Source organism: Salinimonas marina (genome assembly GCF_015644725.1).
Lineage (GTDB): Bacteria > Pseudomonadota > Gammaproteobacteria > Enterobacterales > Alteromonadaceae > Alteromonas.
Genome location: NZ_CP064795.1, coordinates 2,739,271 through 2,755,932, shown reverse-complemented (window position 1 = coordinate 2,755,932; position 16,662 = coordinate 2,739,271). Strand labels below are relative to the sequence as shown.

The window sequence follows — 16,662 nt, the reverse complement described above, 5'->3', positions numbered from 1 at the left end:
ACACCGTTGGTAACGAGGTTGCGATGAAAATCAGACGTTTTTTTGGTAAAGACATGCGCGAAGCGCTCAATGCAGTTAAAGCTGAACTTGGCAGCGATGCAGTGATTATGTCCAATCGCAAGGTTGCCGACGGTATTGAGCTGGTAGCGGCTTTTGACAAAGAGCCCGAAGCGAAACTGGCGCCCCGCCCAAAGCCAGCCGCCCAGCGCGGTTCAGCTCAGCCCCAGGGTCGCAGTAAAAATGCCACGCCCAGTTTAAGTGAAATTATCGGCGATGATGGGCCGGATAGTTTGCGTGACTTGTTGCAAAAGCAGCAGGAAGCGCGTGCCGCAGCAGCCGATAACACGGTAGCGCCTGCGTCTCAGGCACCGGCTTTTAATGAACCACCCAGCCTGCGCCCAGACGCAGCGCCGGTGAGCAGCCCTCGTAGCGCCGGGCACCGTCATTACAGCGAACCGACCAGTGACTTTAGTTTTGATATTGATGAGCCCAGGTTCAATGACTCACCGACGCAATTTACCGGACAGCCACAGGCTTCCGCGGCCAGTGGCAGCAGTGATTTAGACTCCATTAAAGAAGAGCTGGCGTCATTACGTAACGTGCTCCAGTTTCAGGTGGCGGGTCTGATGGAAACCAAACAGCATCAGCAAAACCCGGTGCATAGTTATTTAATGAAATGCCTGGCGGGGATGGGCCTGAGTCAGTCGTTATCCGAACAGCTGGTGCATTACACCCCCAAACAATACAACGAACGCGAAGCCTGGGTGTACTTATTAAATCTTTTGGCTAATCGCATGCATGTCGCGGGTAATGATATTCTGTCGCAAACCGGGGCGGTGGCCTTAGTCGGCCCAACCGGCACCGGAAAAACCACCACGGTGGCCAAACTGGCGGCGCGTTACGCACAAAAATATGGCGCCGACCAGGTGGCGATGATTACCATTGATACCTACCGTATCGCTGCCTATGAGCAATTGGCGACCTACGGCAAAATTATTGGCTGTACGGTACGTAAGGCGCAGTCCAGTGAAGAGTTGGCCGAGTTGCTGTTTCAGTTACGGCACAAACGCATGGTATTAATTGACACCGCCGGGTTTAGCCAGCGTGACAGCCGCCTGATAAAACAGCTTTCTCAGTTTGATCATGGGCAGATGCAACCGGTGAGAAAGTACCTGGTTACTCAGGCGAATACCCAATACCCGGCATTACAGCGTATTATAAATGCCTATGATGCGGTGAAGCTGGATGGGTGCATCTTTACCAAGCTAGATGAATGTTACAGTCTGGGCGAAGTGCTCAGCGTAGCCATAGAACACAGTTTGCCAGTCAGCTATGTTACCGATGGTCAGCAAGTGCCTGAAGATATAAAGGTCGCTGACGCAAAATCTTTAGTATCGGTTGCGGCAAAGCTTTATAAAAAGTACGGTTTGAATCATACTAACCCTAGTAACCTTGTTAACTCAGCACAGGCAGTATGATTGAAGATCAAGCGAGTAGCTTACGAAAGATGAATCAGTCACAATTAATCAAAGTTATCGCCGTTACCGGTGGTAAAGGTGGTGTAGGGAAGACCAACATTACGCTCAACACAGCCATCTCAATGGCCAAGCAGGGCAAGCGCGTCATGGTGTTAGACGCGGACCTGGGGTTAGCGAATGTGGATGTCATGTTGGGGCTGCGTGTGGAGCGCAATCTTTCGCATGTGCTTTCTGGTGAATGTACGTTAGATGAAGTACTGGTCACCGGCCCTCACGGTATCAAGATTGCGCCGGCTACGTCGGGTACGCAATCCATGACCGAGTTGTCTTCCATCGAACATGCCGGCCTTATTCGGGCCTTTAGCGAATTACGTTCGCAGGTCGATGTATTGATTGTGGATACCGCAGCGGGCATCTCAGATATGGTGCTGAGCTTCTCCAAAGCAGCTCAGGATATCATGGTGGTGGTGTGCGATGAGCCCACCTCCCTGACCGATGCTTACGCCCTGATTAAAATTCTGAACCGCGAACATGGGGTTTTCCGATTTAAAATCGTGGCGAATATGGTGCGCGACACCCGCGAAGGCCATGAGCTATTCAGTAAGTTGTCCAAAGTTACCGGACGCTTCCTGGATGTCGCGCTGGAGCTGGTCGCCACCGTCCCCTTCGATGAAAATATTCGTCGGGCGGTACGCAAACAAACTTCTATTGTGGATGCGTACCCCGGCTCACCCGCCGCCGTGGCTATTTCACAGCTGGCGACCAAAGCCATGCGTTGGCCGATCCCGAATCAGCCAGGCGGCCATCTGGAATTTTTCATCGAGCAACTGGTTTCGCATAAAGCAACAGGAACGCAACGTTGAATAGCAAAGCCGCTGCCTACCAACAGCAATCCAGTAAAACGCAACTGGTAGAGCGTCATGCTTCACTGGTTAAGCGAATTGCCCATCATTTGATGGCCCGGTTACCTGCCAGTGTGCTGGTGGATGATCTGATTCAGGCCGGTATGATTGGGTTGTTGGAAGCAGCAAAAAATTTCGATGGGTCGAAAGGCGCCAGCTTTGAGACATTCGCCGGTATTCGTATCCGCGGAGCCATGCTTGATGAGATTCGAAAAGGTGACTGGACCCCACGTTCAGTACACAAAAACAGTCGTGCGATCACTGAAGCGATTGCCCAGGTTGAAAAAGAAACCGGGCGCGATGCGCGTGATGTCCAGATCGCCGCCAAGCTCGATGTCAGCCTTGATAGCTATCATCAGATGCTCAATGAGGTCAACGCCGGTAAGCTGGTGGGAATTGAAGATTTAGGCGTGTCCGAAGATGTGATCACCACTGAAGTCAATCAGGGTAATGACTCGCCTTTGGAAGATTTGATGCAGGGCGCGTTTCAGAAGGCGTTGGCGCATGCTATTACGACCTTGCCTGAACGTGAAGCGATTGTGCTGTCTCTTTATTATGATGAAGAATTAAACTTACGCGAAATAGGCGAAGTGCTGGATGTCAGTGAATCCAGGATCAGCCAGATTCATAGCCAGGCAATGCTGAAATTAAAAGCTAAAATGCAAAGCTGGCGTGCCGATAGCTAATACAACAACAAACACAACAACAATATTTAATCCCCGGTGGAGGCCATTTTGGATAAAAGTATGAAAATTCTTGTGGTAGATGACTTTTCTACTATGAGACGAATCATAAAGAACCTGTTAAAGGATTTAGGGTTTTCTAACATCCAGGAAGCAGATGATGGCAACACAGCATTACCCATGCTTCAGCAAGGTGATTTCGACTTCGTGGTAACCGACTGGAACATGCCTGGCATGCAGGGTATTGACCTGCTCAAGAACATCCGTGCGGATGGCAGACTAAAACATCTGCCGGTCTTGATGGTCACAGCCGAAGCAAAAAAAGAACAAATCGTGGCAGCAGCGCAGGCTGGTGTAAATGGCTATGTGGTGAAGCCCTTTACCGCTGCCACGCTAAAAGAAAAATTAGATAAGATCTTTGAACGCTTAGGTTAATCCCGACGCTCTTACGGTATTAAAAAGGAATACTGGATGACAACGAATGTCAATGTTCCTATCTCGTTGGAAGAAGCCCGGCAACTTGTGGTGCATCTTGAGCAAGGTGACAATGTCGCCGCCCGCGAGCTTTTGGAAGCCATTTCTACCAAAGAGTCTATCGAACTTTTTGCCGAAGTGGGAAAATTAACCCGCCAGTTGCACGATGCGCTCAACAGCTTCCAGCTGGATGAGCGTATTGTGGGCTTAGCCAATGATGATATCCCCGACGCGCAAACCCGTCTGACCTACGTTATCGAAGAAACCGAAAAAGCTGCGAATACCACCATGGATGCGGTGGAAGCCAGCATGCCTATCGCTGAAAGCTTATCCGAGCGCATTAATACCATTATGCCGGAATGGAAAAAGCTGATGACGCGGCAAATTGATGTCGCTGAGTTTAAGGTGCTATGCAGCGACTTGGATGGCTTATTGAATAACGCGGCTGCGGAGTCAGAAAAACTGACCGGTCTGTTAACCGAGGTGCTGATGGCACAAGGGTATCAGGATTTGACGGGTCAGGTAATTCGACGGGTTATCGAACTGGTTAAAGAAGTTGAAGACAGTCTGGTACACATGCTTACGGTATTTGGTGAGCCGGAAACTGAACAGCCAGCTACAGAAAACAAAAAACAAGAAAAAAGTAGTGTCGAAGCTGAAGGGCCAATTGTTAACGCCGCAGAACGCGACGACGTGGTGAAAGGCCAGGATGATGTGGACGATCTTTTGTCCAGCTTAGGTTTTTAAGGGAGCCGGCAGATGTCGTTTGAATTAGACGAAGATATTTTACAGGACTTTTTGGTCGAGGCGGGTGAAATTCTTGAGCAATTACAAGAACAACTGGTCGATCTTGAAAACCATCCAGAAGACAGTGACTTGCTTAACGCAATTTTCCGTGGCTATCACACCGTTAAAGGCGGCGCGGGCTTTTTGGCGTTGACCGAGCTGGTTGAAATTTGTCATGGCGCTGAAAATGTCTTTGATACCATGCGAAACGGCCAGCGAACACTGACCCCCGAACTGATGGATGTCATATTGCAGGCCACAGATGTGGTGGTCGCTATGTTTGAGAAGGTCAAACAACGCGAACCATTAGAACCTGCCGATGCCGGCCTGGTAGAGATTCTGCACAAACTCAGTCATCCTGAGTCTCCCGATGAAAATATATTTGGGGCCACGGCGGCGATGGGCGAACACCCTGCGGGCGGTCTGAATATGGATGACTCTGCCCAGGATGTGGTAGAACCGGTACCCACCGCACCAGAGGTGGCAGCGATGCACGGCAGCACCGATGCCCAGGGCGGTATTGAAGAGATCACCGAAGATGAATTTGAAAAGCTGCTGGATGAGCTGCATGGCACCGCCGCACCAGGACGGTCTCCGTCTCCGGAAACGGCGGTAAGTAATACCGAAAATAAACCGGTGAAAGCCACGTCAGCGCCGGCTGGTGAAGATATTACCGATGATGAGTTTGAAGCCTTATTGGATGAGCTACACGGTAAAGGCCAGTTTTCTGCCGCTGAAGCTGCACAGCCAGCAAGTGCCACACCAAGCTCTGCCACTGCTTCTGCGAGCGGCGATGAAATCAGCGATGACGAATTTGAAGCCTTATTAGATCAATTGCATGGTAAAGGGCAGGGGCCTACCATCAAATCTGAGGAGGATGTCGCGAATACCGGTGAGACTGCCGCACCGGCCAAGCCCAGAGTGAAAGTCGATGAAGATGCCACGGCGGCTATCGCTCAGGCAAAACGGCAGCAACAAGCATCCACTGCGGCATCACCGGCTTCTGAAGCGGCGAAACCGGCGCCCGCCCCGGCTAAAAAAGACGATAAAAAATCTGGCGGTGCGGGTCAGCAGCCGGAAACCACCGTTCGGGTGGATACCAAACGTCTTGATCAAATCATGAATATGGTTGGTGAACTGGTGCTGGTGCGTAACCGCCTGTTGAGTCTGGGCATCAATACCAGTGATGAGTCGATGTCCAAAGCCATTGCTAATCTGGATGTGGTGACCGGTGATTTGCAGGGAGCGGTAATGAAAACCCGTATGCAGCCGATCAAAAAAGTGTTCGGTCGCTTTCCCCGGGTGGTGCGGGATCTGGCGCGCAGCCTGAAAAAAGAAATTACCCTTGAGCTGGAAGGTGAAGACACCGATCTGGATAAAAATCTGGTGGAAGCTTTGGCTGATCCGTTGGTGCATCTGGTCAGAAACTCGGTGGACCATGGGATCGAGATGCCGGATGAACGCCAGGCCGCTGGCAAAGCACGCATGGGGACCGTCAGACTTTCGGCTTCCCAGGAAGGCGACCATATCCTGCTGACCATTGCCGATGATGGTAAAGGCATGGATCCGGATAAGCTGAAAGACATTGCCATCAGCCGTGGGGTACTGGATGCAGATGCTGCAGCCAGAATGTCGGATGTAGATGCCTTCAATCTTATCTTTGCCCCGGGCTTTTCCACCAAAACTGAAATCAGTGACATCTCCGGTCGTGGCGTTGGCATGGATGTGGTGAAAACCAAAATCAACCAGCTTAATGGCACAATCAATATCGACTCGCAACTGGGTAAAGGTACCCGGTTAGAAATCAAAGTCCCTCTGACCCTGGCTATTTTGCCCACGCTGATGATTGTCGTTGGTAAGCAAACCTTCGCATTACCGTTGGGCGCGGTCAGTGAAATCATCAATATGGACATTACCAAAACCAATACGGTCGATGGTCAGCTTACGTTGATTGTCCGCTCTAAAGCTATCCCATTATTTTTTCTGGGCGACTGGTTGACCCGCGGCACCACCAATATTGACCGGGAAAAGGGTCATGTAGTGGTGGTTCAGATTGGCACCCAGCAGGTGGGGTTTGTTGTTGATGCCTTGATTGGTCAGGAAGAAGTGGTGATTAAACCGCTGGATGCATTGCTACAGGGTACACCTGGCATGGCCGGGGCCACGATTACTTCTGATGGTGGTATCGCACTGATACTGGATGTTCCCAGCTTGCTAAAACGTTACGCTCGCAAAAACTGACAATCGGGCGTCCAAGGAATTACCCATACATGGTCTTTAAAGTACTGATTGTCGATGACTCTGCGTTTTACCGTCGTCGTGTACGTGAAATACTCAGCGAGGACCGCGAGCTGGAAATTGTAGGCGAAGCCCGGAATGGCCAGGAAGCCCTGGATATGCTGATAAAGTGTGCCCCGGACGTAGTGACGATGGACGTGGAAATGCCGGTAATGGATGGTATATCCGCGGTAAAAGCAATTATGACCAGGCGGCCGGTGCCGATTCTGATGTTTTCTTCATTAACTCACCAGGGCGCGCAGGCGACCCTGGATGCCCTTGAAGCCGGGGCATTAGATTTTTTGCCAAAACGGTTTGAAGATATCGCCCAGGATCGACGCCAGGTGTCTGGCATTTTGCGTACTAAAGTGCGCTTGCTGGCCCGGCGCAAAGGCAGTCTTAGCCGCACTATACCTAGTCGCAGTAACCGGGCCCCGGACATGCCCGCCAATGCACCCCGTCATAGTTTTTTTCGCAGCTCTACGATGCTTAGCGGCCGCCAGGACAGTGTAACTTTGCCTACCGTATCCAGTGTGACTCGTTCAGGAAAAAAATACGCGTGTCTGGCCATAGGTGCTTCGACCGGTGGGCCGGTGGCGCTGCACAAAGTGCTTGCGCGCTTACCTGCCACTTTTCCAACGCCTATTATTCTGGTCCAGCACATGCCGGGTACCTTCACCAATGCGTTTGCGCAGCGACTGGACAGTCAATGCAACATTCGTGTTAAAGAAGCTGCCGATGGCGATGAACTGAAACCTGGCTGGGCTTATCTTGCGCCAGGCGGTAAGCAAATGGTCGTGGAGCACCGGGGGCCCCAGCCGGTATTACGTATTATTGATGATGCCGACAATCCGGCTACCTATCGCCCCAGTGTGGATGTGACCTTTACCAGTCTTGCCAATATCTTTGGTGGGCAGGTACTGGGAGTTATTTTAACGGGCATGGGCGCGGATGGACGCGAAGGATGTCGCTTGTTAAGTCAAGGCGGAGCCAGCATCTGGGCCCAGGATCAGATTTCTTCGGTGGTGTATGGCATGCCTCAGGCTATCGCTAAAGAAGGGCTTGCCCAGAAAAGTATTGGTATCGAAAATATGGCTGACTGCATTATTACTGAAATGGCAGTGTAGCCACATGCACGGGTATAGACACTAGGATGAAGATCTGGACCATCGCCAATCAAAAAGGTGGGGTGGGCAAAACCACTACCACAGTGACGCTTGGTGGTTTACTGGCTCAGGCTGGATACCGTGTGTTATTGATAGATACCGATCCTCATGCGTCGCTGAGTTATTATTTTGGCATAGAGGCCGAAGGACAAACCTTATCGGTTTACGATATTTTTACTAACAAAGAGCCGGTTACCGCCGATAAGGTTCTTGATTGTTTGTCACCTACCAAGGTGGATGGGTTATTTGTGTTGCCCGCCACCATGGCGCTGGCAACCCTGGACCGCCAGATGGGCAACGCGCCAGGAATGGGGCTGATGCTTAAAAAAGCGCTTAGTTGTGTCACCGATGAATTTGACTATGTATTACTGGATTGTCCGCCTGTGCTGGGGGTTTTGATGGTGAATGCGCTGGCGGCTTGTCACAAGGTTATTGTGCCGGTGCAAACCGAGTTCCTGGCGTTAAAAGGGCTCGATAGGATGATGCATACACTGACCATGATGAGCCGCTCGTTAAATAAGCAGTTTGACACCATTGTGGTACCCACCATGTTTGATAAGAGAACACGGGCAGCAATTCAGGCCCAGGCGAAACTGATGTCCGACTACAGCGAAGAGGTATGGCAGGGGATGATTCCGGTGGATACGCATTTCAGGGATGCCAGCCTGCAGCAGTTGCCGGCGTCGGTGCTGTACCCCAAAACCCGTGGGGTAGCCGCTTACCGTCTGTTACTAAAGGTTTTAGAGTTGGACCCTGTAAATGAGTAAAGGTACCCCATTTGCTAATGAAAAGGTGGTGGCCGACTATCTGGATGGGTTATTGAGTGAACCTGAAGATCCTGTGCAGGCCACGGCCTCCACAGCCCGGTTATTAGAAGCGGCGGCCCTGCAGCTGCAAGAGACAGAGTTAGAGGTTGAAAAGGTTTGTGCAAGTGAAGCGATGGCAAGCCCCTCTGCCCAGCCCATACCTGAAGAAAATGAAGAGACCCTGCTGGAGCAATTTGAAGCGATGCCAGCCCCTGAGCCGGTAGCGGTCGAAAATAGTAGCTTGCAGGAACATCTTCCTGAGCGTTTTCAGGCATTGTTTTTTGAAGTGGGGGGCTGACGCTGGCGGTACCGCTTATAACCCTGGGCGGCATTCACCGGCTGGGGAAAACCGGGCCATTAATCGGCAAGCCTGCCTGGTTTAAAGGTGTGATGCTCCATCGGGAAGAAAAAATTAGTGTGGTGGATACGGCGATGTGGGTAATGCCAGAAAAATACAATCACGCCCTGGCTGATCAGCTAAACTATCAGTATCTTATAATGTTAGGCGATAGCTCCTGGGGGCTAGCCAGTGACAAATTGGTAAATACGGTTACTTTGTCGAAAACTGAGATTAAGTGGCGGGAAGTTACCGGCAAACGGCCCTGGCTGGCAGGGATGGTAAAAGATAGAATGTGTGCATTGTTGAATGTACATCAGTTAATTTCAATGCTTAACCAAGGGCTGGGAAGTCAAGGTTAGTACCCGGCAATCGGAGCAGGTTCATGAACGAAGAAAGAGCAATAAATAATACCCCCGACAACAATGATGAAGTGTTGCAATGGGTGACCTATCGGTTAGGTGATGAAACCTATGGTATTAACGTAATGCAGGTACAGGAAGTGCTTCGTTATACCGAAATTGCCCCTGTTCCAGGCGCGCCTGAATATGTGCTGGGTATTATTAATTTACGTGGTAATGTCGTCACTGTCATCGATACACGATCGCGCTTTGGGTTGCCGCCCAGCAATATCACCGACAATACCCGGATTGTTATTATTGAGTCCGATGAGCAGGTTGTAGGTATTCTGGTGGATAGCGTGGCTGAGGTGGTGTACTTAAAATCATCTGAAATAGACAGCGCGCCTAATGTTGGTACCGAAGAAAGTGCCAAGTTTATCCAGGGGGTAAGTAATCGCGACGGCGAATTGTTGATTCTGGTCGACCTGAATAAGCTGTTATCTGATGATGAGTGGGATGAATTGTCAGGATTATAAGTGACTTGCGAATTTACTAAAAAGCAGGCTTAATGCCTGCTTTTTAGTTGCTGGTCCCAGGCGGTGTCCCGCGCCGCTCAGTTTTTCTGGATGTTTCACCACGGCGTTTTTAAGGAGTTATTATGACCGCACCCCAGCTCACTGTTATCGCAATGGCATTCGGTGCTACAGCAGTTGTGCTGCTAATAGCTCTGGGGTTTTATCTGCTTACCCTGAAGCGCCGATTGCAGCACCTGCAAAATGAACACAGTCACCATCTTAAAGTCACCGAAGAACAGTTACGCCATTTTCAGCATCAACTGGATGAAAAGCAAAATCGTTCTTTAGTGCAAAGTCGGCATTTACAGCAATTACAAAATAGTCTTACCGCGGTGGAAGCACAGGTTAAAGAAGTTAAACTTCAGGACCCCTCCATGCGATTGTACCAGCGCGCGGCAGAACTGGTGAAGCAGGGCGCTTCAGTAGAAGAACTGGTCCAAACCTGTGACATTCCTCATACCGAAGCTGAAATGATCATGAAAATCCACAAGGATAACCCGCCCCCAACGTAACCATCGGCAGTATTGCAAACATAGGTGGATACATCGTGGGTGGATACATCTTGGACACTCACTAACTCGTGGACACCCACCGTGGCCCAGCGCTAAATCGGGGACAGCCACTACATTCTAGACGCTCACCGTGCCCCAGCGCTAAATCGTGGACAGTTACTACATTCTAGACGCTCACCGTGCCCCAGCACTAATTCGTGCCACAGCACTAATTCGTGGACAGTCACTACATCGTGGACACCCACCGTGCCCCAGCGCTAATTCGTGGACAGTCACTACATCGTGGACACCCACCGTGCCCCAGCGCTAATTCGTAGACAGTCACTACATCGTGGACACCCACCGTGCTCCAGAGTAAGCCTGCTTCAGTCAACCCACGTTATCCAGGATACCCAAAAAAGGCACTAATTCGTGGACAGTCACTACATTGTGAACGCCCACCGTGCTCCAGAGTGAGCGTACTCAAGGACATCCATGTTAACCAGGACACCCACAAAATATGCCTGTCCTAGCATGGTTCTAGCATTGTTAGTCTAAGCACGGTTATTTAACTGCTGCGATTCTGAACACCCACCCCAAACTGACATATCTCCGGAATCACAGCTGTCTTTACCAGAGCGGGCAGCTAAACCGTATCATCCGCAGGGCGTTGTATGGGATGGGACCTTAATAGCTTCAACTATTATGCTGATGGACACCCATCGGAATGCATGGCTGTCTAAAAGAGGTCCGGCTGTCCAAAAGAACACCGCCTCACTCTCTTCAGGTAGTAGAATTAGATTTAGACGTCTAGACGTAAAGATGTTGATTATTGCTGAACCTTAAGCCAAAATGACTTTATTACTGTGTGTCATGGAGTCATTATGCCAATTAGAATTCCCGAACAACTTCCGGCTCAGGATGTGCTGTTAGGGGAGAATATATTCACGATGGACAGCCTGCGGGCGGCCAATCAGGATATTCGTCCGCTTGAAGTTGGCATACTCAATCTTATGCCGAACAAAATTGAAACCGAAGTTCAATTGCTGAGGTTGCTTTCAAACACGCCGTTGCAAATAAACGTGGATTTGATCCGGATTGATAACCTGGCGCCTAAACATACCCCGCAGTCACACATGGATGCGTTTTATCATGATTTCTCCAGTGTGGCCGCCAAACGATATGATGGTCTTATTGTTACCGGCGCGCCGTTGGCACATCTGGATTATCGGCAGGTCAAGTACTGGGACACCATGGCCGAGATCCTCGACTGGTCTGAACGCCATGTGCAGTCTACATTGTACCTATGCTGGGCAGCCCATGCGGCGATGTATCACTTTTTCAATGTCGAGCGAAGCCTACGTGCCGACAAACTTTCTGGCGTATTTGAACACCAGGTATTAGATCCTCACCATGAATTACTTCGAGGTTTTGACCCGTATTTTTACGCCCCGCATTCCCGCTTTGGGCACATTAGCTGCGAGGCCTATGCGGCGGTCAATGAGTTGAAGGTACTAGCTCGCTCAGATGAGGCAGGGGCCTACCTTGCTGCTTCGCAGGACAACCGCAAAGTGTTTGTCACCGGTCATCCTGAATATGATCCCGAAACGCTGCACGAAGAATATCAGCGCGATTTGAATAGCGAAACGCCAGCTGTGCTGCCTCAGCATTATTATCCTGATGACAACCCCATCCTAGAGCCCAAGGTGCGATGGCGCTCACATGGCAGCTTGCTATTTACCAACTGGCTGAATTACTGTGTTTATCAGAATACGCCTTATGATCTGAATCTATTAGCCAGCCATGCTGGCAAAAGAGGTAACAAGTGAAAGCAGAACAGACTCTGGCCCTCAATACCGCGGCCAAACAACGAATACTTGTGTTAGATGGTGCGATGGGCACCATGATCCAGCAGCACAATCTATCTGAAGCGGATTATCGGGGTGAGACATTCAAAAACTGGCATTGTGATGTCAAAGGGAACAATGATCTGCTGTCTGTCTCCCAGCCTGAATTGATTTACGATATCCACTGTGCTTATCTTGCTGCCGGCGCTGACATTATTGAAACCAATACCTTTAATGCCACTACGATTGCCATGGCCGACTATGACATGCAGGCGCAGTCGCAGGAGATTAATCTACAGGCGGCCAAAATAGCACGCCGGGCGGCGGATGAATTTACCCGTCAGACACCAGATAAACCCCGGTTTGTCGCCGGCGTATTGGGTCCCACAAATCGCACCGCTTCGATATCACCGGATGTGAATGACCCCGGTAAACGTAATGTGACATTTGATGTTCTGGTGAAAGCCTATGTCGAGTCCTGTCAGGCACTGGTGGATGGCGGGGTCGATATAATCATGATTGAAACCGTGTTCGATACCTTAAACGCCAAGGCCGCGGTTTTTGCGGTTTCCCAGGTTTTTGAATCCATCGGCTATGAGCTACCGGTGATGGTCTCAGGTACCATTACCGATGCGTCGGGCCGCACCTTATCCGGGCAGACAGCCGAAGCTTTTTACTATTCGTTGCGGCATATTAAACCATTTTCGTTCGGACTAAACTGTGCCTTAGGACCAGATCTGCTGCGTCAGTATGTGGTTGAAGTCGCTGCCGTAGCGCAATGTCTGGTGTCTGCTCATCCGAATGCGGGTCTTCCTAATGAATTTGGGGAATATGACATGGGTGCGGCCGAAATGGCCGAGCACATCGGCGAATGGGCCGGTAGCGGATTAGTTAACATTGTCGGCGGCTGTTGCGGCAGCACACCTGAGCATATTCAAGCGCTGGCTGAGGCGGTAGCAGGTACCACGCCCCGAAATATTCCACATCTTGAAACAAAATTGCGGCTTTCGGGTTTAGAACCCTTCGTGCATTAAGGTGATTACGTGACAGCAGATATAGCAACATTTATTAATATTGGTGAGCGTACTAATGTCACCGGTTCTGCACGCTTCAAACGGTTGATCATGGAGGGCGAGTACGAAACCGCTCTGGATGTAGCTCGCCAGCAGGTAGAAAATGGCGCGCAGATCATCGATATCAATATGGATGAAGCCATGTTGGATTCGGTTGAGGCAATGCGTACATTTTTAAATTTGATTGCCTCGGAGCCCGATATCAGCCGGGTGCCTATTATGCTCGATTCGTCTAAATGGGAGGTAATAGAAGCCGGTCTGAAGTGTGTACAGGGCAAAGCTATTGTTAACTCGATTAGCCTTAAAGAAGGCGAGACGCAGTTTTTACATCAGGCCCGGCTTATTCAGCGCTATGGTGCCGCTACAGTCGTTATGGCGTTTGACGAAACCGGTCAGGCCGACACCCAGCAACGCAAAATTGAAATTTGTCAGCGCAGCTATAAATTGCTCACTGAAAAGATTGGCTTTGCGCCCGAAGATATTATCTTTGATCCTAATATTTTTGCTGTAGCGACCGGTATTGAAGAGCATAACAACTATGCGGTGGATTTTATCGAAGCTACTCGCGTCATTCGTCAAACCTGTCCTCATGTGCAGGTGTCGGGTGGCCTGTCGAATATTTCCTTTTCATTTCGTGGGAACAACCCGGTACGAGAAGCCATGCATTCGGTGTTTTTATACCATGCGATCCGCGCCGGCTTAAATATGGCCATTGTCAACGCCGGCCAGTTGGAGGTCTATGACGCGATTCCGGCTGAATTGCGCGATGCAGTAGAGGATGTAATTTTAAATCGCCGCGATGATGCCACTGAGCGTTTACTGGATCTGGCACCAAAGTATCAGGGAGACGGCAAGGCGGCGGCCAAAGAAGATCTGAGTTGGCGAGAAGCGCCAGTCAATAAACGGCTCGAGTATGCTTTGGTCAAAGGGATAACGGACTACATCATTGATGATACTGAAGAGGCCAGACTAGCTGCCGAGCGCCCGTTGCATGTGATTGAAGGGCCGTTGATGGACGGGATGAATGTAGTGGGGGATCTGTTTGGTGAAGGCAAGATGTTTTTGCCACAGGTGGTGAAGTCGGCCCGGGTGATGAAGAAGGCCGTAGCCCACTTAAACCCCTACATTGAGGCGGAAAAAGAAGGCGCCGGCAGTAGCAAAGGTAAGATCCTCATGGCCACGGTAAAAGGAGATGTTCATGATATTGGAAAAAATATCGTGGGCGTGGTGCTTCAGTGTAATAATTTTGAGGTAATTGATTTAGGTGTGATGGTTCCCTGCGAGACCATTCTGACTACCGCCCGGGAACACAATGTCGATATGATTGGCTTATCCGGTTTAATCACACCCTCGTTGGATGAAATGGTGCATGTGGCCAAAGAAATGGAGCGTCAGGGCTTTGATATGCCACTGCTTATCGGCGGGGCCACCACCTCCAAAGCTCACACTGCGGTAAAAATTGAGCAAAACTATCACGGCCCGGTCGCTTATGTGGCCAATGCCAGTCGGGCCGTAGGGGTTTGTCAGAAGTTACTTAGCCCACCGCGCGTCCGGAGTTTGCAAAGGCTTTAAGCGAAGAGTATGACAAAGTGCGCGATCAGCATGCACGTAAAAAACCGCGCAGCAAGCCGGTTACTCTGGCCGAGGCCAGAGCGAACAAAGCTCAACCTGATTTTTTAACCCCGGTCCCCCGGCCTGATAGCCTTGGGGTGACCCCGGTAACCGTCGATTTAGAGACTTTGCGCCCCTATATTGACTGGACCCCTTTTTTCCTCACTTGGTCATTAGCAGGTAAATACCCGCGGATTCTGAATGATGAGGTTATCGGGACTCAGGCCCAGGAGCTATTCGATGATGCCAATCGCATGCTCGAGGATGTTATTGCCAACCACCTCTTACAGGCAAAGGGTGTCATAGGACTGTTTCCTGCCAACAGTAGTGGTGATGATATTGAAATTTACGCCGATGAAAATCGCGAGAAAGTGGCAGGTGTGGCACATCATCTGCGCCAGCAAACCCACAAGCCTAACCATCCAAACTATTGTTTATCGGATTTTATCGCGCCCAAAGATAGCGGCCGGGTGGATTATATGGGTGCCTTTGCCGTTACCGCGGGCATAGGGGAAGATGACTTGGCGCAGGAGTTTATTGCCAACGGTGACGATTATAATGCCATTATGGTTAAAGCAGTGGCCGACCGCTTGGCCGAAGCATTCGCTGAATTTTTGCATGAAGCAGTGCGTAAAACCTATTGGGGTTATGCCCCACAAGAAAATCTTGATAATGATGCGTTGATTCGCGAAAAGTATCAGGGGATCCGGCCCGCACCCGGCTACGCGGCCTGTCCGGAACATAGTGAAAAGCAGCTTATCTGGGATTTGCTGGAGGTAGAAAAGCATACCGGTATGCGTTTAACCGAAAGTTATGCCATGTGGCCAGGGGCGGCAGTGTCAGGATGGTATCTGGCGCATCCGGAGACACGTTATTTTGCGGTGGCCAAAATACAGCAGGATCAGTTGCTCGATTACGCGCAGCGCAAAGGCTGGAATGAAGATATTGCAACAAAATGGTTGGGGCCAAATTTACATGACTAAACCGTTTAGCCAGGCTTGTGAAAATAATCGCAGGCCTATTTTATCGGTATTAAAACAAGCATTTTGCAACAGTCAGGCTGTTTTGGAGATAGGCAGTGGCACTGGCCAGCATGCTGTGTTTTTTGCAAAGTATCTACCGCATTTACAGTGGTACAGCAGTGACCAGGAACAATACCATGAGGGGATTCAGGCCTGGATAGATGAATCGCCAGCGCCTAACCTGCATGCTCCCCAGGTGTTCAAAGTAGGGGAGCATGAGTTTCCTGTAGGTGAATGCGATGGGGTGTTTACTGCCAATACCACGCATATTATGCAACCCGAGGAAGCTCGTCTTATGATGAAGCTGGTTGAAGAGGCTTTGCCTGAAGGTGGAGTATTTTGTCAGTATGGCCCTTTCATAGAAAATGGACGTTTTAATAGCCAGAGCAACTACGACTTTCATCACAAACTTCAAGCGCAGGGTTATGGTGGGTATCAGGATATCGAGACTTTAAAAGCCTGGACCACTAAAATGAGATTGAAGCATAAACATATTATGCCGGCCAACAATCTTCTGTTGGAATGGATTAAGGCGCCACGGTAAGGGCGGGGAAACACACTGCTAAGGCGAAACCTGGTAAGGTGAGAATGAATGGACACACACCGCTTCGACGGATCCGCGATAAAGATCAGAATTTGAAACTGTGGACACCCACTTCACGCGTGGACACCCACGTCCGGCGCGTGCAGAACACTTTGTTTATGATTGGGGCAGCGTAATTTGTAAGCTTGCTGCCTGGCTTGCCATGTAACGAGATTCACCACTTTCAAAACTGTGCAATATGGAGATGGG

Annotated in this window: 13 protein-coding genes and 2 pseudogenes; all 15 read left to right on the top strand. The window is 50.2% G+C overall.

All coding sequences use genetic code 11. The features are described from left to right. Positions 1-23 precede the first annotated feature (23 nt). Positions 24-1,478, top strand: a complete 1,455-nt coding sequence (gene flhF / locus IT774_RS12290; RefSeq protein ID WP_195810023.1) for a flagellar biosynthesis protein FlhF — start codon at positions 24-26, stop codon at positions 1,476-1,478. Then, on the top strand, positions 1,475-2,341 hold the full coding sequence (locus IT774_RS12285) for a MinD/ParA family ATP-binding protein (RefSeq protein ID WP_195810022.1): 867 nt from the start codon (positions 1,475-1,477) through the stop codon (positions 2,339-2,341). The genes flhF and IT774_RS12285 overlap by 4 nt, the downstream gene beginning before the upstream one ends. Further along, positions 2,338-3,066, top strand: coding sequence for an RNA polymerase sigma factor FliA (locus tag IT774_RS12280; protein WP_195810021.1), 729 nt, complete (start codon positions 2,338-2,340; stop codon positions 3,064-3,066). Before IT774_RS12285 ends, IT774_RS12280 begins: the two co-directional genes overlap by 4 nt. Positions 3,067-3,114: 48 nt before the next feature. After that, positions 3,115-3,498, top strand: a complete 384-nt coding sequence (gene cheY, locus IT774_RS12275) for a chemotaxis response regulator CheY (protein WP_218958917.1) — start codon at positions 3,115-3,117, stop codon at positions 3,496-3,498. Positions 3,499-3,534: 36 nt separating this feature from the next. Continuing rightward, positions 3,535-4,284, top strand: a complete 750-nt coding sequence (locus tag IT774_RS12270) for a protein phosphatase CheZ (RefSeq protein ID WP_195810019.1) — start codon at positions 3,535-3,537, stop codon at positions 4,282-4,284. A 12-nt stretch (positions 4,285-4,296) separates the two neighbouring features. Next, on the top strand, positions 4,297-6,564 hold the full coding sequence (locus IT774_RS12265; RefSeq protein ID WP_195810018.1) for a chemotaxis protein CheA: 2,268 nt from the start codon (positions 4,297-4,299) through the stop codon (positions 6,562-6,564). A 29-nt stretch (positions 6,565-6,593) separates the two neighbouring features. After that, complete coding sequence (locus IT774_RS12260) at positions 6,594-7,727, top strand: protein-glutamate methylesterase/protein-glutamine glutaminase (protein WP_195810017.1); 1,134 nt, start codon at positions 6,594-6,596, stop codon at positions 7,725-7,727. Positions 7,728-7,753: 26 nt separating this feature from the next. After that, positions 7,754-8,533: a ParA family protein gene (locus IT774_RS12255; RefSeq protein ID WP_195810016.1), complete on the top strand. Its 780-nt coding sequence runs from the start codon at positions 7,754-7,756 to the stop codon at positions 8,531-8,533. After that, positions 8,526-9,271 (top strand): annotated as a pseudogene (locus IT774_RS12250) (chemotaxis protein CheW). The gene IT774_RS12255 and the pseudogene IT774_RS12250 overlap by 8 nt, the downstream one beginning before the upstream one ends. A gap of 23 nt (positions 9,272-9,294) precedes the next feature. Next, positions 9,295-9,786, top strand: coding sequence for a chemotaxis protein CheW (locus tag IT774_RS12245; protein ID WP_195810015.1), 492 nt, complete (start codon positions 9,295-9,297; stop codon positions 9,784-9,786). 122 nt (positions 9,787-9,908) lie between these two features. Beyond that, complete coding sequence (locus IT774_RS12240; RefSeq protein WP_195810014.1) at positions 9,909-10,337, top strand: DUF2802 domain-containing protein; 429 nt, start codon at positions 9,909-9,911, stop codon at positions 10,335-10,337. Between the two features lie 863 nt (positions 10,338-11,200). Continuing rightward, positions 11,201-12,145: a homoserine O-acetyltransferase MetA gene (gene metA, locus IT774_RS12235; protein ID WP_195810013.1), complete on the top strand. Its 945-nt coding sequence runs from the start codon at positions 11,201-11,203 to the stop codon at positions 12,143-12,145. Further along, positions 12,142-13,197: a homocysteine S-methyltransferase family protein gene (locus IT774_RS12230; RefSeq protein ID WP_232364981.1), complete on the top strand. Its 1,056-nt coding sequence runs from the start codon at positions 12,142-12,144 to the stop codon at positions 13,195-13,197. The genes metA and IT774_RS12230 overlap by 4 nt, the downstream gene beginning before the upstream one ends. Positions 13,198-13,206: 9 nt before the next feature. Further along, positions 13,207-15,830, top strand: a pseudogene (gene metH, locus IT774_RS12225) (methionine synthase). Then, entirely contained in the window at positions 15,823-16,413 is a 591-nt protein-coding gene (locus tag IT774_RS12220; protein ID WP_195810012.1) for a DUF938 domain-containing protein, read from the top strand. The pseudogene metH and the gene IT774_RS12220 overlap by 8 nt, the downstream one beginning before the upstream one ends. Positions 16,414-16,662: the final 249 nt, after the last annotated feature.